The 22,235-nt window shown below is 60.2% G+C and carries 11 protein-coding genes; 2 read left to right on the forward strand and 9 right to left on the reverse strand.

Annotated features, from left to right (window positions below; all coding sequences use genetic code 11):
- Positions 1–148 precede the first annotated feature (148 nt).
- The 4 genes from ACREP4_RS15545 to ACREP4_RS15560 all read right to left on the reverse strand — a co-directional run bounded on the left by ACREP4_RS15545 (position 149) and on the right by ACREP4_RS15560 (position 6,089).
- Complete coding sequence (locus ACREP4_RS15545; protein WP_431597099.1) at positions 149–1,723, reverse strand: SDR family NAD(P)-dependent oxidoreductase; 1,575 nt, start codon at positions 1,721–1,723, stop codon at positions 149–151.
- Positions 1,724–2,525: 802 nt separating this feature from the next.
- A complete protein-coding gene (locus tag ACREP4_RS15550; protein ID WP_431597155.1) occupies positions 2,526–3,350 on the reverse strand; it encodes a TniQ family protein in 825 nt (274 codons plus the stop codon).
- 41 nt (positions 3,351–3,391) lie between these two features.
- The gene (locus tag ACREP4_RS15555; RefSeq protein WP_431597100.1) at positions 3,392–4,306 is read right to left on the reverse strand and encodes a TniB family NTP-binding protein; all 915 of its coding nucleotides are present in this window, start codon (positions 4,304–4,306) and stop codon (positions 3,392–3,394) included.
- Between the two features lie 10 nt (positions 4,307–4,316).
- Entirely contained in the window at positions 4,317–6,089 is a 1,773-nt protein-coding gene (locus ACREP4_RS15560; protein WP_431597101.1) for a Mu transposase C-terminal domain-containing protein, read from the reverse strand.
- Between the two features lie 857 nt (positions 6,090–6,946).
- Here ACREP4_RS15560 and ACREP4_RS15565 point away from each other — a divergent pair.
- Positions 6,947–7,951, forward strand: a complete 1,005-nt coding sequence (locus tag ACREP4_RS15565; protein ID WP_431597102.1) for a hypothetical protein — start codon at positions 6,947–6,949, stop codon at positions 7,949–7,951.
- 263 nt (positions 7,952–8,214) lie between these two features.
- Here the strand turns inward: ACREP4_RS15565 and ACREP4_RS15570 are convergent, their stop codons facing one another.
- The 5 genes from ACREP4_RS15570 to ACREP4_RS15590 form a co-directional block, all read right to left on the reverse strand.
- Positions 8,215–9,120 (reverse strand): plasmid partitioning protein RepB C-terminal domain-containing protein, encoded by a 906-nt coding sequence (locus ACREP4_RS15570; protein ID WP_431597103.1) that lies wholly within the window; start codon positions 9,118–9,120, stop codon positions 8,215–8,217.
- Positions 9,117–10,013 (reverse strand): plasmid partitioning protein RepB C-terminal domain-containing protein, encoded by an 897-nt coding sequence (locus ACREP4_RS15575; RefSeq protein ID WP_431597104.1) that lies wholly within the window; start codon positions 10,011–10,013, stop codon positions 9,117–9,119. The genes ACREP4_RS15570 and ACREP4_RS15575 overlap by 4 nt, the downstream gene beginning before the upstream one ends.
- A complete protein-coding gene (locus ACREP4_RS15580) occupies positions 10,010–11,578 on the reverse strand; it encodes a recombinase family protein (protein ID WP_431597105.1) in 1,569 nt (522 codons plus the stop codon). The genes ACREP4_RS15575 and ACREP4_RS15580 overlap by 4 nt, the downstream gene beginning before the upstream one ends.
- A 326-nt stretch (positions 11,579–11,904) precedes the next feature.
- Positions 11,905–12,129 carry a hypothetical protein gene (locus ACREP4_RS15585; RefSeq protein ID WP_431597106.1) on the reverse strand — a complete coding sequence of 75 codons (225 nt, stop codon included), beginning with the start codon at positions 12,127–12,129 and terminating at the stop codon, positions 11,905–11,907.
- Entirely contained in the window at positions 12,126–20,828 is an 8,703-nt protein-coding gene (locus tag ACREP4_RS15590; RefSeq protein WP_431597107.1) for a GH36-type glycosyl hydrolase domain-containing protein, read from the reverse strand. The genes ACREP4_RS15585 and ACREP4_RS15590 overlap by 4 nt, the downstream gene beginning before the upstream one ends.
- A gap of 539 nt (positions 20,829–21,367) precedes the next feature.
- On the opposite strand from ACREP4_RS15590, the gene ACREP4_RS15595 reads away from it, so the two are divergent.
- Complete coding sequence (locus ACREP4_RS15595) at positions 21,368–22,150, forward strand: hypothetical protein (RefSeq protein WP_431597108.1); 783 nt, start codon at positions 21,368–21,370, stop codon at positions 22,148–22,150.
- Positions 22,151–22,235: the final 85 nt, after the last annotated feature.

The raw sequence follows: 22,235 nt of genomic DNA on the forward strand, positions 1-22,235 counted from the left end.
GGAGGGCGGCGCAAATTCGTGCCGGCCGTGCCGATGCTGGAGAAAGTATTTAGTGATTCGTCACTAAATTCGCAATGACAATTGATTCTGCAGCAGCTCAGCGCCATCCAGCTAAACAGAACTGCTGATTCAACCGTGCAATGTCACCTCACCAATCAGTAGGCGCGTAATCCTTCAAGAACTGGCCCCAGACATGCTCACCGCTGTTGAAGCCGTGGATGATCGGATCAACGATGCGCGCGGCGCCGTCAATGATGTCCAACGGCGGATGGAAGCGTTCTTCCTGCACTTTGCGTGCAGCCAGGCCTGCCGGATCTTCGTCGGTCACCCAGCCGGTATCCACACTGTTCATATGGATGCCGTCGTTTTGATAATCCGCCGCCGAGGTGCGCGTCATCATGTTCAACGCAGCCTTTGCCATGTTGGTGTGCGGATGTCGCGTGGTCTTGAAGTTGCGGTAGAACTGCCCCTCCATCGCCGACACGTTGACGATGTGCTTGTCGCGCTCCGGTGTGGCCAACATCAGCGGCTTCAAGCGCGCATTGATGATGAAGGGAGCGATTGCGTTGACCAGCTGCGTTTCCAGCAGCTCCACCGAAGGCACTTCAGCCATGCGCAAGCGCCAGGAATTGCTGTCGCGCAGATCCACCTGCTGCAGATCCTGATCCAGGCGTCCGTCGGGGAACAAGTGACGCTGGCCCAGCAGCTCGTCTGCCAGCAACGGCACCTGCGACAACTCGGCCGCGCGGGTCAACCCATCGGCGCCGTTACCTTGCGGCGACGGCAGCGCAGCGGCCGCCGCAACAGGAAGCAGATCCGCACTGCGCAGACCTTCGTAATTGCCGATCAACTTGCGGATCGTCTCGGGCAACGACTGCACCGCAGCCGTTTCGCCGGCCATCATGTGCGCGTAGAACTGCGGCGGGCGGCGCACAGTTTGGCAGGCGTTGTTGATGATGAAATCCAAGCGTGTGCGCGTGGCCAACAGCTCGCTGCAGAACGCTTCGACGCTGGGCGTGTGGCGCAGATCCAGCCCGTACACCTGCAAGCGATGACCCCACACCGCGAAGTCCGGTTCTTCGGCATAGCGCGCAGCCGAATCGCGCGGAAAACGCGTGGTCACGATCAACTCGGCACCGGCGCGCAGCAGCTTCAATCCGGCCTGATAGCCGATCTTGACGCGACCACCGGTCAGCAACGCCACACGTCCGCGCAGATCTGCGGTTTCCGTGCGCTTGATGTAATTCAGATCGGCGCAGACCGGGCACATCTGGTCGTAGAAATGATGCAGCTGCGTGAACTTCTGCTTGCACACATAGCAATGGCGCAGCTCAGGCGAATGCACCGGCTCCGCCGCAACGGCAGGACCTTCACCGTTGTGCGCATCGTGCAGACCCGCAGCGTGCGGCGGGAAGTAATTCGGCGTACTGAACACCGGCTTGCGTCGCAGTGCACGGATGCCGGTTTGTTCCAGTAGCGCCTCGGACTTGCGCACCTTCTCCTGGTGACGCTCGCGAGCTTGCTGCTTGAGCATCTGCCGCCGCGCCTTAGGCTCAGGGTGATAGACCTTGGCCACCACCTGGTGCAAGCGTACGCGGTCGGCTTCGGGCAACGTATCGAGCAGGCTACGATCAGCTTCGATCGCCTCCAGCAGATCCAGCGCTTCGCGCAGGCGATCAGTCAAGGGCAGGGCGGAGGCAACGGGTGTGGCGATGGTGTTCAAATCAAATCCGGGAAGAAGCGGCGGCAAGCCGTGAATGGACAGCAGAGCGATGACCGCCTCAATGCGGGTCCATGCTGTAGCGGACCGGGGACGCTTGGTCGGCGGCAATTGTCCCAGATATCAGGGTGTTGGCGTTAATGCGGGTGCCGGCCGGCTGGGGGAACGAGCCCGTTCTCAAGCAGAGTATTTCTAGGCTTTGGGTGCGACGCATAAGCCTGAAACGGTAGCGATGCTGGCCGGTATCCGGCTCGTGGAATGTCTTTTACCGCCAGTTTTGGCAATGGGACCCATGTTGGTGATGCGCGTCAGCAGGTGGCGATACGCTCGACAAGCGTCGACCCATCATTAATTTAGTGATCCGTCACTTAATTAACAGCTTTCACCCGGCACATTCTCCCATCCGCCTGGAATTCTGCGGAATGGAATGTGGTTGATACAGCGCCATAGCTTGCGGTCGGCCTCGTATCTCTCGCGAGCTTTCTGCGCTTCACCAAGCAATCGAAGCCGCGTTTCAGCCATCAAAACGATCACTCCGATGAGTGTCATCGATTCACCCGCGCCCGGATCGCCTCAGAGCCGGTATCAATGGGACTACAGGGCGCCGCTGTCAGCATCCCCTTAATTATGTCGCCGCCCCGAAGAATTAATAAGTGATTGATTTTAATTTATATTGCATCGGGTCACCACGTTTTCGCCGGTAGCGGTCTGAGGGTTTGTGACACGTTTACGGACGCGATTGCAGGATAGCAACATGGTTACGGATCACGCGCGCAGACACGCGGACGCGACAAGCGCTGTCTTGTCATAAGCAGCGGATGCGTGCCTGAACGTGCCCCGGTAGCTTGGTCCAGCCAGGGGAGAGATCAGTTGATAGGTTGGGCAGCAGCGTCCAAGCTGTCGCCCAGAGGCTTGCGCGGCGAAGCGCAGGATCCGCAATTTCCCGGTATGAGTCCCATCGGAGTTTCCGGACGGGTTCGTATTGGTGTAGCGGGCCTCGGATGAGGCTGGTCAAGTTGCTGCTTACCTGAACGTAGTTGATCAAGGGAAAGTCCCTGATTTTTCTCACATTGAAACTGACGGCCAGAAGTAATTGGCGCGCAACCTGAGGGTTGCCTCGCCAGTCGTCGGGCCAGGGCCTCCCGAAGTAAAGGCTCTGTTCCAAGGCTTGCCCAAAGGATTCGATGAGGTGAAGGATCCGCCGCTCCTGCTCGGAGAACTGGGGGGCAGGCAGGGAATGGAAGCGAGTGAATCTCGCCCATTGCTCCGGCGCAATACGGAGCGGACAGCCATGCTGCGGACAGGTGGTGCGCAACAGCCAGGTCCAGGCCCTACGGATGGAGCAGGGCTCGCCCCGGACCGAATCCTCATCCCAGCACATGGGACAATAGATGTTCCTTGCGTGTGGTTCCAGCAGCCAAGGAGCGTCTGGAAGTCTATGGGCCAATAGATCTGAAGCAGGCATCCCGATTGCGGCTGCCATCCTGTGCAGGGCTGCACCGGATGGTGATTCAACGTCTCCGACTGGTCTGGGGTCATCTGAGTTGAGGGAGGCCCAAACCTGAAAGGACGTGCACTCGTAGAACGCCGCCGCCCTGTTCAATACCGATCGCAGGGACTCATCCCGCATGGGGGGCCGGATCCACCAACGCTGGGGATTTATGCCCTTTTTCACGCGCTGCTCCGTTTCCAGGCAAGCAGCTCCACCTGTTTGGCTGCGGCAAGTGGCGGCTCGAACACGGCTCGCTGAAGCAACTTCACCGTGATCTGCTCGTCCCCAGTTTCCACGGCATGGGCCGCAGCATGGGTTACCAGTTGAACGATTGTCTGAAGAATACCGCCGGATAGCCTAATCAGCTCCGTTGACAGCGTGGGCGAGGACAAGCAGGAAGGGCGGCGCAGCGGAAGTACTTTTTCCAACGTGTCGAGGAAGGTCATCAGGTACTCATCGCGCTTCCATACGGGCAATTCCTGATACTTGAACCGTGCGTTCAAATGCTCGTCCACCTGCATTGCCGAGGGTGCCTGCGAGGTGCCCAGTGTCAGGATGGGGAGCGACAGCTCATTCATCAGGAACTTGATCGTGTCCAAGGCGATCCGCTGTTGTCGTGCAGTCGTCGTCAAGATGTCTTGGATCTCGTCGACGACAAGCAGCTTGAGGTTCGCCGTGCTGCAGAGCTTGAGCACCATGCGCTCGCGATCAGCGCCGGAGTACAGGCCAGGTTCCGGCACCCCGAAACCGGCTAGGATCCTGTTGTAGAGGACCTTGGCCTCCCGGGCATTGGTCATGCTGATAGTGAGGACGGGCCTAGTGGCTACCTTGCCGTCCACGGCTGGAGTCGGCGGATATCGTCGCTTAATGGCCATTGACAGCATTGTCTTACCTGATCCCGGCTTACCGGAGACAACCAAACCGTTTGCTCGTGTTTGGGGTGGCATATGGATCAAAAATTCGACTTGGTTGAGAATCGGAACCAGACGTTCATGGGTAATGAATCGCTCGATCAACATACGACCGGCGCGTTCGGCGGCAGAGAGATTGATCAGATCCCTCGCGTCAGAACTCAGGTGATTGAATTCGCTCATGACGCTCTCCTCAGATCCATTCTTCCAGCAGGATGGTGGATCGGCTAGGCGGTGCCGATGGCGGAATTTGGGTGAGTACTGCTGAATCCGATGCCGAAGTCGGAAGAGGCAGTTTTGGGGCGTGTTGAGCCCGTCTGGCCTGCTTTGTGGCCCGTTGCGCGTTGGCTTCAATGCTGTCGGTGGTATCGAAGCCCACATCCATCGCAGCATCCATCTGGGCCTGCATAGCAGGGTCAATGGAGAAATTGAGGGAAAGCGTGCCTGCGGCTCTTCCGGCGATCACTGGTGCGGTGACCAATATGCCATCGGGACGCCGAACCCAGACCGCGCTCGGATCGCGTGGGTCATAACGGACCATCGCACCGGCATTGGTATTCAGCATCGAGGCTAAGTCCTCGTGCCAGTAGCGCGAGGCATTGAGTTCGATGCCAGTGCGCCGGACGATGCGGATCTCGTACGGCAGGAAGTCCATCCGGAAATCCACAGGGCGTGCGATCAGCGGCGGGCAGGAGAACTTCCCGGCCTCATCCGTGAAACCCCGTTCCCACGCTAATGTGGGCGCGATGCCGATCGCTCGATGCTTGCGCTGGTGGTAAAACCTGCAGACCTTATGGGTCATCCAATCCCGGAACTCGTCCAAGGTCAGGCGTGCGTTGGCGGCACTGTCGTAGTCCCCTCGCTCCCGGATGTTGCTGAAAGTGGTGCCTGGGAGGAGATGCGCGATTTTCATGAGCGTGCCGTTCAGACGCTCGATATGTGCACCGTAGTGCGGTGTCCTCACCGGCCTCCATGACAGGGTGATCGCATGTTCATCGCAGCCTCGCTGCAAGGCGAGGGCCCGGAAATCTTTGCCGTTGTCGACCAAGAACTTGCGCGGCTTCCCATACATGGGCCAGATATCAAGATCCTTGGCATTCTCTGGCTTTGGCAGGACAGCATGCTCGATGCACAGGGAGACGGACACCGAGGAAGGGGCATCCATCGAGATGTACATGCCAAGGACGCAGCGGGTCGCCACGTCGATCGCAAGCGTGATCCAAGGACGGCCGAGTACGGTGAGCCGGTCGTCGCTCACGACCATAACATCGGCCCGGGTGTGGTCGATTTGGACCAGGTCCAGAGGCTTGGCGGCGGACAAGCCGCCCGTACGGACGTCCCATTTCTGTCTGGCGGCCCGGCTGCCTTCGCGTGCCAGGTCCGAGGCCCAGCCGAGTTCTTGGTTGAGGCGCAGCAGGACGGCTTTTCGGGAGGGCGGTGGCAGGCCCAAGCGTCTGGCCATCGATTGAGCACGCAGGACGACGTATTCCTTCGGGGGCTTCTCCCGACGCATGTAGTGTTTGGCGATGGCATGACGGATCAGCGCATCGACGCTGGGATCCAACAGGCTTAGACCCTTGGGGCGCCCTCCTGGTTGCCGGGCTAGTGTGCTGGTTCGCGGATTCTTCCTAAATGCGACCAAAACACGCTGTAGTTGCCTGACGCTCATGCCATGGCGCTTAGCGAGCTTCTCCAGTTCGCCGCGAGTGACACGGGTGCACTCCTTGAGCGGGACCAGATCCTTGGCCAGTGCGCTGCACCGCTTCCATTCGGTTTCATGGATGGCCACCGCTTCCTGACAACCGCCGCTCGAAGGCAGCTCCTCGATCTGGGAAATGGGAACGGAGATCATCTTTCCTGTTCCCATGTCCCGTGCATTGACGTGTGAGATCGAACTCACCCCGTCGATCTGGATCACCCGTCCATTCGTCACGCAGATGGTTCCCGGATTCAGCAGGAGGCGCATATGGCACCTCCTTGATTTGTTGCACCCTTTTCCTGCGGTAGCCGTGGATACCCAGCATGGCTGCCATGGGGGGCCCAGTTCTGCATGTTTGCAGGTGGAGCCATGTGTCCCGGCGTATGCCGGGGATGGAAATCGATAGACATCGAGCTCTCCCTGCCAAGCCTCTCACCGAGAGGCTGGCGCGTTCATGTACATCCCGCCCTGTCTGGACAGGGCAGGGGGACTTGACTTCCTTTAAGGGTGCTCGGAACATAGCTTCAACGGGCAGCAATCCGTTTTGAGCTACTGGGCCCCGCATTGGCGTGCGGGGCCCAGTTCGTTCTGAGCGATTGAATCTCACTCGCTCATCGTTGACTCCTTCTTCGTTCGATCCTCTCGTCACATCGGGAATGATGCGCAAGCATTCGTCCACGATCTGAGGCCAGTCTTCGACAGCTCATGCCAAAGCCTCGCGTGGCATGCGCTGAGCTCACTAGGAACCTCGCGCAGCCGTTACTGGAATGGCTTGGTGCCGTAGCTCTGCGAGCCACGAAGCGACATCCTTGGTGAGGGCGTACTTCCCCCTTCGACGTGGGATGGCGAACACGGGCACCGGGATCGCACCCCGCGACAGCGCCTGACGAAACCCGTCGGCAGAGGTAAAGCCCAGAGCCTGACGTAAGTCATCTTGGCCGATCACTGGCCCATACTGCCGCAACAAATCCTGCTGCAGAGCTTCGGTAAGTGAATCGGTAGGTTGGTCACGGTAAGTCACGCAGCTAGCGTAACGGTTGCCAGGATCCCCGCCCAGAAGGAACAAAAAGCGATATCGTTACTCTAATTTTTTACCCGATGACACATCTAAGTCGATGAAGTGCATGAAGTTTTACGGTGATGCACGCCTGAAGCGGCTCGTACTGCATCTTGATGCGGTACGGTCCAACGCACCAGGCAAGGCGATTGACGTACTACGGGTGGGTCTCTGGTTTGAAGTAATTCGTGTACAGATGGATTGCACGACGGCCTACGGCCTTGGCCTGTTAGTTCAACCACATACCTACAAGAAGGGCTTTCACCACCACAATCTCTGGGCCAAGTACGCCGCTGGCAGACATTTACCAAGCGCCGACACTAGATGCGCGTGCGAGCAGAGGATTCCCGGCTCGAACGAATTGCTCACGAGCCCCGCTTGGGTTGCTCTTGATATCACCACGCCGCTGGAAAAACACGGAGATACCCTGTTGAGGTGCCTTCGGCCCAGTATCCAGAGTGCGGTATTTGAAAAGCGGGAGTTGGCGAAGGGTTGTTATGTCCGTCGTGATTCGATCGGACTTTCGTTGCGGTGCCTGGAAGGGCAGGCCGATCTGCAATCTCTGGCAGCCATGGTGGTGTTACTACGTGACGCTGATGCACGCGGTGATAGATCGAAGGCCTTTATGATCGGTCAATCGCTACATCGAACTCTCCTCATGGCGGCAGTTGGAAGTCCATTGAAGTTCATCTCGCTGGAGTTGCTCGAGTACTTCATCAGGATCATCTTCCCGATGGCCGCAGAGAAAGAGTTCATGATGGATCTGGATCGGGATATGCTGTGCAAGCAAGCTAAATGGCTCATGCGGACAGTGGAGCAAATGCATGCTGCTGGCCGCCCAGGGTTCACGTTAAATGGCAATACCGGACAACTACGCCGACTGTTGCAGCTCGATTTCGGATTCGATCTTCTATTCGGCTTGGGCCCACGCCTGAAGTTGATCGTGACAGCAGAGAAGGCTAAGCCCAGCGTGTGCACTCACGTCACAGGGCACAACGCGTTATGCGATTGGGGAAGGTCAGTGCTCAGCGCTGGCAAGTGCGAGCGCATACCACCCAGCCATACTTCATAAGCGCTCAAGCAGCTCTCCGCTTTTGACGGTTGGTCGCTCGCCACTCGAAACGATGACGGATGGAGTCGGTGATTAGGGCGCATTATCAGGGCTAGAGCTGGACGCCGTTCCTCGCCGTCGGCTGCTGCCGATAAGGTTGTTTCTTTGCTGATCAAGCCCCATCCGCTCAGTTGCTCGAATTGATTGGTGTACACAACCGATCTAACGCGATCACAGATATTAAATCGTTGTGTCCTCAATGTAGTGAGCAATCCAGTAGACGACTATCCTGCCCTGAGTTGTTGAATGTCTGCGATGCGTTGCAACTGATTGAGGTGGTCGGGCTTGTTTCTGGCCAACCACCGAACGACCGCAGCGTTGTTCAGTAGGGTAGTGCCGATGTGGGTCTTGATGATTTCCAACTGAAGGCTGGACGGGCCATAGCTCTCCTCCAACAGTTTAGTGTCGGCTTGAAGCACCGACAGTTCTCGCTCAAGCCGTTGCAACGCCTCAACCGGAGCGCTGGACATCGACTTTGCTGCTGCGGACTCTGTCAGCTGTTCGGGCGGTGTGTTCTGGAGAAGGGCAGCGACGAGCTTGACCGAGTAGTCGCTGAGGTTGACCATGGTCTGTGCCGCGTCGATCTGTCGAAATGGTTTCATCTTTCGCAGTATTCGAAAGGCACCGGCGGCTGCAGGTTTGTCCGCCAAGATCGCCGTAGCTTCTCCACAGATTCCATCCAAGAGCCGGAACTTGTCTCGGATAGAGCTGACTGAGATGTTGAGGACGACCGACAATTGTTCCACAGAGACACCACGCTCGGCTGCGCGCAGGATCATCCGGTGTTCTTGAATAACTGAAAGTCGATTCACCTGCTTGTTGTAGGTGTAACCCTCGTCGTCGGTTGATATGAGGCAGAGAGCAAATTCAGCCCCAAGCTCCTTCAAAGCTTCCAGACGCATTCGCCCATCGAGAACTAAGAACCTTCGAACGTCGGATCGGTCCAAGGCAACTACGATGGGCTCAACCAAGCCTATCGCCCTAACCGAACTGACAATTTGTCGATATTTGACCGAGGCCCTGATCTGAGTGGGCATCTTGGCTATGTCGTAGTGCAGTTGCCCCATTGGGATATCAACGCAGTCCTTTTCGAATCCCAAATGCATTTCTGTGGGTTGCTTTTTGCTCATTGGCTGAGGGCTCCATAGGGCAGAAGATCTGCCAAGGGCTGGGGAACACTCGTCAGCCCCTCTACGATGAGAAGGCTGCAAAACTCCTTTGACGTAAACAATTCCTTGAATATCTGCCTGGACAGAAGTAATGACTGTTGGGTGAACTCTGCTTTCTTCTGAATGCGCTGGTGCACCTCCGCGTCACGCTTGTAGAGCTTGGTTAAGTCCTCGGGAGTAAGCTTTTTGCGTTGGCTGCCGTGGATGTAGCTACTCGTGCTTTTCTTCCCACTACGTGTTCGATGCGCCAAGATCTTGCGAACCACGGTTACTTTTTTGCCTTTCAGTTCGCCGGCCTCATAGGCATCCATTAGCAATTGCTGGGCCTCACGGTCGCTTGCTCGCGAGATGCTCACCGCAAGCGCTAAGGAAATGTGACCAGCCTCTGCGGCTGCCAGCAGCCGACGTTCCCCACGTTCCATGAGATTGGCCACGCTGTTCACCCAAGACGAGGTACAGCCGAGCTTGGCGGCGATCTCGGGGTCGGAGTAGCCGCGCTCCCGCAGGACTTGGATCTGCCCCATGGTCTCAGCGGCCCTTGGCGTTCGCCGGGCCACGTTTTCTACGATGCTCATGACGTGGCCAGTGTGCTCATCCACGTCCAGAACAAGCGCCGGGATCTCTGTGTGGCCAAGCAACATACAGGCCTCCAAACGCCCCTGACCACAGATCAGCGCATAGGGTTGCGATGTTTCGGCGACTTCAGTGTGGCGGACACTGATGGGCCGCTTGAGACCAATAGTTTCGATGCTTCGAGTTATGCCACGGTGGATGCGTTCGTTCCGAACCCGTGGATTCGCGATGTGAATGTCTGTGATGGGAATCATCTGAACGGTGGTGTGCTCATTCGTCATGCAGCCTCCAGCAATGCGGCTCGACCGGCCAAGATGAAAAATTCTTCCAAGGTTTCCGTTCGATAGGCGTCCAGAGAGAAGCCATTGTTCTCCATGAGGGGCGGACCTTCTGGAGCGAAGTCGATGGAAGGCAGAACGTAGTAGTCGTAAGGATGCTGATTGTTGGGATCCATTCGGACCACAACCGTCAAATGCGGCTTTAGGCTGGAATCCAGGCAGATACGCCAGCGATTGGATCCTGCGTGAGTAGGTTTGCAACGGGCGATCACGACCGAGGTCAGAAGCTCCCCATTGACTCTAAGCAAGCCGGTTTCCTTACATGGAGCGACCCAGCCACCGTGATCTGAAATCCCATCAACGACGAGCTGGACCATTTGGGGATGCCGCTGGCGCAGTGCCCGATTGATTTCCAAGTAGGCGTAGTCGCGCTTTGGGGAATATCCGACCAAGCTGTAGGCCCTTAGAAGGCTTCCAAACCGATGACGAAAGGCGCTGCTGGATGGAACGCCTTCTTCCTCGTCGATCAGCATTCCCGACAGTGCACCGTGCCGATCCAAGATCCGACTCAAGGACTCCAGCATTTGCCCATCATCCAGATGAATGGATCGCTTCGTAATGATGGCCTGAACCCTTCCGAATAGTTCTAATGGAACAATGGGCTCAAACGCATGCTCTTTGCGGACCCACGCTTCCGGCGGGTTTTGAACGTGCTGAAGCTTGAGTTTGAACGAGGTGCGGTTGTAGACGTTGTGGCCGACGTATTTTTCGTTGGTCAGGATTTGATGGATGGTTCCTCGGGTCCAATGACCACCAACCTCACTGGCAACCCCATCTCGGTTCAAGACGGAGGCAATGACCCGCTCGGGCATGTTGTTTTCCAAAAATAGTCGATAGATGCGAACGACGGTGGCAATCTCGCAGGGGGGACCTGGCACGAGGATCACCCGGTCGGTTTGGATGCTCTTTCGCTCCCCTCGAACGAGCAGGGCTTTTGGCCGAAGGTGTTCATCCACCAGCTGCCTGCGAAGGCCGTACCCGGGAGTTCCGCCTTGGCGGAACCCGTGCCGAACGATGTTGCAAGCGCCCTTGAACACTTTGTCCGACAGCTCGCGGCTGTATTCGGCAGCCATGCTTCGTTTGAGGCCAATCATGATCGTCGACGGCAGAGAGCCATCGTTTTTGAATGACTCCGCGCAATAGATGACCGGGATACCGTTGCTCTTGCAGGTGTGGACGTAGGCGGCTGCCTCGTCTGGGTCAGGAAAGCGCCCCCAACGACTTACGTCGTAAACCAAGATGGCCTGGAAGTCGGGGGATGGGAGCTTCACGTCGTGAAGGAGCGCCTGCAAAGCACTGCGACCTTTCAGGTTGAGGCCACTCTTACCGGAGTCCTCATAAGTTCGGACGATGCGCATGCCGTGCGCTTCCGCATAGTCGGCAATGGCCGCCGCCTGGTTCTCGGTCGAGTAGCGCTGATGGTCGGTCGACATGCGCACATATTGGGCGACGGGGATGTCTCCAATGAGCGGCTGCACGATATTGGTCGTGATGTGATGCGGAGGCACTGCCAGCGCTCCACTTTAATTTCGGGTATTCAGCGACCCTAGGCGGACTCTTTGACCGTCCTATGACGCTTTGAGTCTTTGACTGAACCAATCAAGTTCGTGATGTCTTCAAATGACCCGTCTTCAGTAGTAATTTCCAAGACGTACATTGCGACAGCCTCGACCAAAAGCGAACATCCGAAGGAACCTAGGGTAGGGAGACTCGGCAGAATGAGGAAGGATTAGGGATGTTTATCGGGGGTAGGGAAGGGCAGGTTCCCACCCAAAGCGGACATGGAAGCGATGCCCCAAAAGGTAGCTGGCCAGCAATGTAGATGGCTGCTGACCTAGCCTCCGTTTCCTGGTAACCCGCGTGCATGTGCCTTGAGCATGACGTCCAAGCGCCTCTGCACGTACTGGATATCTTCATCAGCCGCCTGATCAAGAATCTCTTTCGCCAGCGCATTGAACTGGGGCCAGAACTGGGCTTCATGTCGGAGATACTGCAGCCAGGTCGGCAGCATGGCCGCCAATTGGTCCAGTTCTGTCTCGAGCTGCGCACGAAGTTTCATATCGACGCGCGTGGCCAGCTCGCTTCTACCCTGTGCACGTTGCCATCGTCCAGGAGCGCGAAGCGAAGTCCCATCTGCTCGACGCCGTCAAGCTGCAGCGTGGCGACACCGGCATCCCGTTGCGTGACAGAGATGACATAAAGGCTGGATCCAAAGCGATAGCGCAGTTCGTACTCCGGCCATTCGCGTGGCAGGCAGGGATGCATTGCCAGCTCGCTCCCGATGCGCTGCAAGCCGAGCAGCGACTCGGTCAGCAGGCGGTACATCCAGCCGGCGGCGCCGGTGTACCAGGTCCAGCCGCCACGGCCGACATGCGGCGCCACGCTGTAGACATCGGCCGCGAGCACATAGGGCTCTACCTTGTAGAGTGCGGCGGCATCCGGATCCTGCGCGTGATTTATCGGGTTGATCATGCGTGCTAGGTCCCACGCCCGTTCAGTGTCGCCTTGATGCGCGAACGCCATCGCTGCCCACACCGCGGCATGTGTGTACTGTCCACCGTTCTCGCGCACCCCCGGCACGTAGCCACGGATGTAGCCGGGATCTTTCGAGGTTTTGTCGAAGGGAGGGTCGAGCAGCTGGATCAGCCCAGCTCCCCGCTTCACGAGATGGCGATCCAGTGACGCCATCGCCTGCCGCGCGCGCACCGGATCCGCCGCCCCCGACAACACCGACCAGCTCTGCGAGATCGAATCGATTCGGCATTCATCGCTCTGGCTGGAGCCCAGCGGCGTGCCATCATCGAACCAGGCGCGTCGATACCATTGGCCATCCCAGGCATGGTCTTCCAGATTCCCGCGCAAGCGTTCGGCGTGATCTGTGCATTCGGCGGCGAATACCTCATCGCCGTGCACGCGAGCTACCTCAATGAAACGCTGCAGCGTGTCGTAGAGAAAGAAGCCGAGCCACACACTTTCGCCGCGGCCTTCTTCGCCAACGCAGTTCATGCCGTCGTTCCAGTCACCTGTGCCGATCAGGGGGAGTCCACGCTCGCCCAGCAGGCTGCAGCCGCGACGCAACGCCAGCACGCAATGCTGGTAGAACGACTGCCGCACAGAGGACGTCGCGGGCATGTCGTAGTAGGACTCTTCGTCGGCACCGACCGGGCGGCCGTCGACGAAGCCGACCTGCTCGTACAGCACACTGGCATCGCTTGTCACCTGAAGATAGCGGGCGGCTGCCATTGGCAGCCAGAGATAGTCGTCCGAGCAGCGCGTGCGCACGCCGCGCCCCTGTGGCGGATGCCACCAGTGCAGCACGTCGCCTTGCAGGAACTGATGGCCCGCACACAGCAGCAGGTGCGCACGGGTCAACGCCGGCTTGGCGTGCAGCGTGGCCATGGTGTCCTGCAACTGGTCACGGAAGCCGAATGCCCCGCCTGACTGGTAGTAGCCGCTGCGCGCCACATAGCGGCAAGCAAGGGTCTGGTACATCAGCCAGCCGTTCACCAACGCATCGACGGCGGGCTCCGGCGTGCTGACCTGTACGGATGTCAACAGTCCATGCCAGTGGATGCGTACAGCGTCCAGCGCGTCGTGTGCCCGCTGCGCGCCCTGCACGCGGCGGGCTAGATGCAGGGTGTCCTCGTAGTCCTTGCCCATGCCGAGCCGGAACACCGTTTCGGACACCTCGCCATTGGGCAGCGACAACGGCACCTGGATAGCAGCGCATGGATCGAGCCCGGCGCCCAGGCGGCCGGACAGTCCCTCGCACTGGAGGGCCGCTGGATCGGCCATGCTGCCGTTGCGGCCTAGGAATTCCCTGCGGTCGCCCGTGAAGCTACAGCCGCTGGCATCGGTATCGAAGAACGCGACGCGGCCAGCAAACTCGGTGTTGTAGGGGTTGCGCGCCGTCAGTACGCCGCTGGCGGCATCCTGCGCGGTGATGATGTGCATCTGCGATTTGACACGCAGGTCACCCAACACCCATTCGACGTAGCCGGTGGCAGAGAGACGGCGTGCGCGTCCGGATAGATTGCGAAGCTTCAGTACCGAATACTTGACTGCATCCTCAACGGCCACATACACCCACAACTCGCTGGCGATACCATCCTCGATATGCTCGTACACGCTATAGCCGAAGCCATGACGCGTCCGGTAGGCCCCTCGGCCGCGACGTGGCAATGGTAGCGGCGACCAAACGTAACCCGTGCTTTCATCGCGCAGATAGAACGCCTCGCCACCACTGTCGACAACTGGGTCGTTGTGCCAGGGCGTGAGGCGAAATTCATGCGCGTTCTCGAACCAGGTGTACCCCGCCGTGCTTTCGCTGACCACCGTGCCCAAACGGTCGTTGGCCAGTACGTTGGACCACGGCGCCGGTGTCGGATCCCCTTCTTGGGTGATGATCACGTACTCACGGCCATCGGCCGCGAATGCGCCGGTGCCGTTGTCGTGAACGAAGGTGCTGGCCACGGCCTCAAATGGCCAAGTGTCGTTTTCTTCGTCGGCGTCCGCCGGCGGTGGCAGCCCGCTGGATGCCTCCAGTGCGTGAAGCTCGACATGAGCTTCTTGGGGGCCTTCTGACAACAGGGTGGGCATGATCCGTTCGGTTGGCTCGCGACGACCGATCTGTGCAGCCAGCGAACCCTGCTGATCGCTGATGATGACGCGCGCTACGGACTGCAGCAGGATGCGATCTTCCTGCGACATCTGCTGTCCCGGGCGCACGAAGATGCCGCCCGGACGATCCAGCACGTTCGCCTCCGGATCGGCCGAGATCATGCCCAGGATCAGGTCTTGCAGCTGCTGCCGGTAGCCGGCCTGGCTCTCGTTCCAGATCACCAGATCCGCACGCAATCCCTTGAGGCGCCAGTAGGCGTGCGCCTGCACCATCTGCCGTACCAGCTCGATGTTGTCGGCATCCGAGATCTGCAGCAGGGCGATAGGCAGATCGCCCGAGATCGCGTGACCCCAGAGCCCGGACTGGCCACGTTGGTTCTGCAGCAGGATGTCGGCGTCTGCGCGCAGCAGTGGATGGGCGTAGACCATCAGCCCCGCCAGCCGTTCGTAGAGTTGCGCATCCGCCTGCGATGCATTGATCTGGCGGCGGACGACCTGGCTATGCGTCCACGCCAGATCGAAGACGCGGTCGGCAAGCCGGCGATCGCGGTACTTGTCGATCAATCCGGCACAGGCTTCGCGGTCCACGCCCACGCCATGGACCATGTCGATCATCGCCGTCTGACCCGGCGCCAGCTCGATCCGGCAACGGATGGCCACGATCGGGTCCAGTACGGAGCCTTCGCTGTCGGACAGCGTGTCCTGCTCCGCCAATGCCGACGGTGTGCGCGGCGTGTTGCCACGACCGAGAAAGCGTGCGCGATCGGTTTCGTACGAGATCGCGCTAATGTCGGCGTCATGCACTGCCACCAGGTGGAACATCCACGGCGGTATCTCGTTGCGCGCGCGCGGGCGGCGTGTGCACAACAGCGCCTGCTTCTCGCGCAGGATTTCCGACTGCACGAACAGATTACTGAAAGCCGGATGCAGTTCGTCCGCGATGGCGGGCGCCAGCACCACCTCGGCATACGTGGTGATCTCGACGGTGCGTGTCTGCCGGCTCCGGTTGCTCAGGCGCAGCCGGCGCAGTTCGATGTCGTCTTCGGCGGAGATGGCGATCTCCAGGTGGCTCTCGTAGCCACGTTTGCGTCCCCGGAACTCGACCTTGGCATCGGAGAAGATCGCTTCGTACTGCTCTACTGGCATGCATGCCGGCTGTAGCGACGTGGACCAGAATTCCCCGCTCTCCACATCCCGCAAGTAGCAGAAGGTGCCCCAGTGATCGCGTGTACCGTCTTCGCGCCAGCGCGTGACCGCCATGTCGCGGTGACGGCTGTATCCGCCGCCAGCGCTGGTGACCAGGCCATGGTACCGACCGTTTGAGAGTAGTTGCACCGCCGGACGCGACATGTTCGGGTTGCGGAAGATGCGTAACTGGGTTTCGGCATGGGTAGGAGCGATGCGTGTGCCCAGCGTCTCGGCCTCGTGTGGATGGAACACGCCGGTATGCGGGATGCGCTCCTGAAGCAGCAGCAGGGTTGCCTGGAACTCGGCATCGGCCACGAAGCGCCGCTGCATCGGCTGCTGTCGCAGCAGATGGAGGAGCGAGAGAAATCCCATGCCCTGGTGATGGGCCATGAAGGAGCGCACCACCACGTAGTCTTGTCCGGGCGGAACGCGCGCAGGCGTGTAGTCGATGGCCTCGTACAACCCGAAGTGCCCACCGAAGCCTAGGGCGGCCAGTCGCTGCAGGTTCTTGCAGGCCGCTTCCGGTTCCACCATCAACGCCATCATCGTGGCGTAAGGCGCGATGACGAGATCCTGGCCTAGCCCGCGCTTCAGGCCTAGTCCCGGTACGCCGAAGGCGCGGTACTGGTAGTTCATGCGCGCGTCGACGGTGTTATAGCCCGATTCGGAGATACCCCACGGCACGTTATGGCGCTCACCATGCTGGATCTGGGCTTCCACCGCATGCCGGGAGGTCTGGTCCAACAGCGTGTCCGGGTAGTTGGGCATGACCAGTTGCGGCATCAGGTACTCGAACATCGAGCCGCTCCACGACAGCAGCGTCGCGTCGCCGTTGACCTCGGTCAGCAGGCGACCCAACGTGAACCAGCTCTCTTGCGGCAATTGTCCCTGCGCGATCGCCACGAAGCTGCACAGACGAGCTTCCGAGGCCAACAGGTCGTAGAGCCCGTTGTCCAGACGGTGCTCGTCCACGTTGTAGCCGATCACCAGCAGATGGCGCGCGCGGTCGTAGAGGAATTCGTATTCCATCAGCGAGAACTGCCCGGCGATGTGCGCTAGGCGCTCGAGTTGGTGGATCCGCTCCCGTGCGCGCCTAGTTGGCAGTGTGCCGGCAGGACCGTCCTGCAGCTCGCGCAGCGTGGGCAGTTGATCGCCGGCCCATGCGTCGGCATCGGGCAGCAGGAACTGCAGCTCCGCATGCGCCGACCGGCAGCCTTCGACGAGGGCGGTCGGCCAGTGATGCGGATGGACTTGATTGGGATCGGCCGCCGGCCAAACTGCGGCGATGCTTTCCGCGTGCAGCACCAGGCGTGCCAGCATGCGTTTGGCACCGGTGACAGTCGATGGCGGTTCACGTTGGGCTTGCATCACGACGGTGCGGAACTCGAGGACCGCCAACGACAACGCGGCCTCATCGAACTGCGCGTCCTCGACGGCGTCTTCCAGCACGGCCAGGGTATCGGCCAATCCGCTGAACGTGGCGGGCACCAGGACGGGAGCATCCACCATGGCCAGCAGGCCCTGCCGCAAGGTCAGTAAATGTCCGGCGAGGTTGCCGCTGTCGACCGTGGAAATGTAGGCCGGCGGTAGCGGCTGCAAGGTTTCGGTGTCATACCAGTTGTAGAAGTGCCCGCGGTGGCGGGGCAGCATCTCCAGCGTTTCAAACGCGAGGCGGGTGCGCTCCATCACGACACCGGTCTGCAGGTAGCCAAAATCGTAGGCCGCCAAGTTGGCCAACAGCGATAGCCCGATGTTGGTCGGCGAGGTGCGTCGCGCCACCACCAGCGACGGGTGCTCCTGCACGTTGTCGGGTGGCAGCCAGTGATCCTCCGCGCGTACGTACGTCTCGAAGAAGGCCCACGTCCGGCGCGACAGCTTGGCCAGGAACGCCAATTGCGGTGCGGACAGTTTGTCCGTCCGTCGGTTGGGGGGGCGGCCAAGCCACGCCATCAGCACCGGCGAAAGCAACCAGAGCAGCAGCAAGGGCGTGGCCACCCACAGTGCAGTCTGCTGTTTCATCACGAGCAGTGTTGCGACGGCGGCCGAGATCAGCGGTGCGGGCACCATGCTGTAGAGCTCGGCGCTTACACCCCTGCCCAGACTGCGTTCAACTTCGCTGGAAGGATTCCATTGCAACAAGTGCCGTCGCGTGACTACGAAGCGCCAGAGCGTGCGCAGGATCGCGCCCAAGCTGAAAAAAGCCTCATAGGGCAGGCAGGCCACATTGACGACCGCGCGCCAGAGTTGCCTTAGACGGGATTTACCCACCTGGACCAGATGCGTTTCCAGTGGCATGTCCACTGGCAGGGCGAGCACGTCCCGTAGCGCCGGGACCAGCACGGGCAGGGCCCACAGGCTTAGCAGCCACGCGGTCCAGGTAAGCGGGTCCGGCGAGAACAGCCAGCCCAGCGCCAGCAGGGCGATAGTGGCTGCCGGCACCAAGCTGCGACGCAAGTTGTCCAGCAGCTTGCCACGGGAGAGCCAGGACAGTGGATTGCGCTCGAGCCCACCGTCACGCCGCGGTACCCACGGTAACAACCAGGGCAGTAACTGCCAGTCGCCCCGGATCCATCGGTAGCGCCGCTTCACGTCAGCCGCGTAGCGCGACGGATAGTCCTCGAATAGACGCACGTCGCTGACCAGGCCGGCACGTGCGTAACACCCTTCCAGCAGGTCGTGGCTGAGAATACTGTTGTCGGGAAAGCGGTCTGCGAGCGCATGCTCGAACGCATCCACATCGTAGATGCCCTTGCCGACGAAGGACCCTTCGCCGAACAGGTCCTGATAGACGTCCGACACCGTGCGCGTGTAGGGATCGATGCCCGGTTCGCTGCCGAACATGCGCGCGTAGCGCGAGCTTGACCGTCCGCTGAGGCTGGTGCCTATGCTGGGCTGGAGGATGCCGTAGCCGCGGACCACGCACCGCCGCCGCGGGTCGAATACGGCTTGGTTGAGCGGGTGCGCCAGCGTGCCGACGAACTCGCGCGCGGCGTCGCGCGGCAATTTGGTGTCGGTGTCCAGCGTGATCACGTAGCGCACTTGCGTCAGCACGCCGATGTTGCCGGTCACCTGCAGGAAATCTTCTCCGAGCCCGCCACGCAACAGCCGGTTCAATGCCGCAAGCTTGCCGCGTTTGCGTTCGTGGCCCATCCAGCGCTGTTCGCGCTGATTCCAGAGGCGCGGTCGATGCAAGAGGAAGAACAGGTCACCGCCGTGTTCGTCGGTCCCCTCCGGCGCGTATCGGCGATTGAGCTGTTCGACCCGGTGTACGGCATGGGCCAACAGCGCGGCATCGCCCGGCAGGGACGAGTCGTCTGCATCCAGGAAATCGGTGAGCAGGGCGAAGTGCAGGTGGCGGTCGCGGTTGGCCAGGAAGCGTACTTCCAGTGCTTCAGCCAGACTGTCCACTCCCTCCACGCTGCCGAGCATGCTGGGCACCACCACCAGTGTGCGTGCAGTGGCCGGGATGCCCCGGGAGAAATCCATCCGGGGCAGTGGGCGTGGGGGCACCAGTAACGTCGCTGCCCAATTGACCAGGGAGATACCCAGCTCACTAAATGCGAGCAGCGCGAGCACGACGGGCAACCATAGTGGCACTCCCTGCACGGATGACCCCACCGTCAGCAGACCATAGGTGAACAGTCCGATGATGCTGGCGATAGGGAGCAGATAGACCGTTAGCGGAATCCTGCGCGGACGCATATGGACTGGCCGCGCGCCGGGCAACGAGGCGGTCACTGCCGCCTGCGTCTGGCGGACGCCATCGTCCAACAAATAGAAGCCGACGTGCGCTTGGTGATGACCCGGCACGGCTGCGGCGGCGGCCTTCGCCAATTGCAGCGCGATCTCCGCCACCGCGTTCTCACCGACATTCGCGAGCCGAGCGATCTTCTCCACCACGTGCCGGTAGCTGTCGCGGGTGCTGAAATCCATCAGCGCGTACGTGCGTGCGGGGTCCGCACGGAGCGTGTACTCGACTACGCTCATGTCTTCGACGAATTCCCGCCAGTCCATGTTGGCAAGGAAGCGCAGGCTGCCGATGCTGTTGCTGATCGATACCTGGTCCGCGGCCTGCTGCTGGCTCTCCAGATGCACCAGATCCTCGATCCGCAGGCCGCCGTCGACGGCCCACTGCTCCAGCCAAGTGATCGGCATGGAGAACACGCCCCCCCGTCCCTGCAGTCCCCGCGTCAGTTCGGAAACGAACGCGCCGCTCAGCGGCGGATCCGAACGCGCCATGTCGGCGATGACCAGCACCACGTCCTTGGGATTCTCCGCTGCCGTCCGGTTGAGCTGGGCGGCCCAATCGCTGGCCACGCGGTGGTCGTCGCCGTCGCGCATCACGCGCACCGCCATGCGACGCAGGTTGTCGATCAGCGCCAGCCGCAACATGATCGGAATCGCCCACAACTCGCCGAGCTTCAGCGGCGTGATGGACTGGTAGGCGGTGAAGAAGCTGCGCAGCGTTTCCGCATCAATGCGACCATCGCCGTGCGCGATGGCTTCCAGCGACAGGTCGTACACGCGTGGCAGCCCGCTGGACGGACCCTGACTCAGCGAGGGGAGCTGCCGGCTGTAGCCTTTCGGAAGATGCCGTCGCGCAGTGACGATCTGCTCTTCCACCAGGTAATAGTTGTCCAGCAACCATTCGCCGGCTGGTGTGATACGCATGTCGTCCTGCACCATCCGCGTCAGAAGCGCGCAGACATCATCCAGCAGGCCTTCATTCTCCGTCAGGCGATCCAGCAGGCGCTCCGGCCCCACCTGTGCACGTATCCGGTGCGCTCGTGCCAAGGCCCGGCCATGCAGTTCCATCTGTTCGACATTGAACAGTTGCGCCCGCAGCGGGGCTTCCGCGCGAAGCGGCTTCTGGATCGCGGCGCGTTGCCAGCGCCACAGACGCCGGCGCAAACGCAACCAGCGGCTGAAAACCCTCCAGACCTGGGGCATCGGAAATCCTGCGGGGAGCGGCTGACCGACGTGGAACCCATCCTTGCACGCACTGCAGGAGGTGGATGTGAAAGATGCAGTGCAGTCGCGATCGCATCGCGATCTAATCCACGTCTCGCGGACGAGCGAAATGTGCCTAACTGGGCATCAGCGTTAGGGAAAAAGAGAAAACCGGATGCGCCGCCCCCCAAGGTCGTAGCACGGACTGCCACCCTCCACGCTGCTGCCCGGCTGGCTGGGGCAGGCGATTAGGAGGATTTATCGGGGGTAGGGAAGGGCAGCTTTTTGCCGAAAACGGACGCCGTAGCGGTTAACCACTGCCTACAACACCTTGGGCACTTCATTCCGGGAGGAGGTTCGCAAAACACTCTCCGACCTCGAGGTCCAAGTGAGCTACAGCGACATCTACAAGAAGAGGCAGCCGGTTTACTCTCGCCCGTTGAAGTGGCTTGGTGAAAATAAGCCTCGAAAAGGTTGATGCCTCGATTAAGTATTCCTAGAAAAGGCTGCCACATTCTTTAGATCAAGGCTCAATCCGGATGCATGACGACGCCCTCGAAATCAAGTACCAGGTCCGTGGACTAACCCGGTTGCTCTACCTACCGCCGCCCCAGTGGCCGGGAGTTCGTTTCGAGCAGGGAGAGGAACTCGATGTAACGCTGCACGTTACCGAAGTCGGAGTGATGCTCGAGATGGATCTTGATGCTCTCGTTGACTCGAACGACGCCCGCGTGCGGCAACTAGTGCTAGCGTGGGAGTTGCAGCTTGGCCGACGGCTAACGCTCAGGCGAATCGGTATTACGAGTGCGCTCTCGAAAGACGATGGACGCGCGAAGCTGGAAGATGCGGTTATGTTCTTAGATCACTGCAGCGCAACGATCGTCCATGCACCTGCACCCGCACAGATGCCACAGGTTCCCCTTGCCGCGGAACGCTGGGTTCGCACGCTCGCAGAAACTAGTGATTTCACGGGTTATGTGGAAGAGCAGCTGCGGCGCCACTATCTGATCATTGAGGAGTTGTGGGAGCCCTATGCATCGCAGTTCGACACGGACGATCAGGCGAAGCAAACTAGTGTCCGGCTGGTCCGAAACTTCGTATCCCATGCCGAATGCCGAAGCATAGAGGTGGTGGCCTTCGTCTCCGGGCAACTGAACAGTGCGGTCGTGGCGGGAAAGCAGCCGCCGACGGTCCGCTTTGATCGACTTAGTCCAGAACATCGTGCCTTCGTGGCACGTCACGAAGTCGAGTCAGGCCGGATTGCGAGACGGCTTGTTCACCTCGCAATCGACGACCTTCCGTCAATGCCATTCCTCGCCTAGCTGGGCAATCAGATTGCGTCCCGCCCCCGTGGAGCATGTGGCTGTCCACAAGCGTGTGGCTAGTCCGTGCGGCATCGCGCGGGTG

The sequence above is a fragment of the Stenotrophomonas sp. genome (assembly GCF_050737575.1).
Lineage (GTDB): Bacteria > Pseudomonadota > Gammaproteobacteria > Xanthomonadales > Xanthomonadaceae > Stenotrophomonas.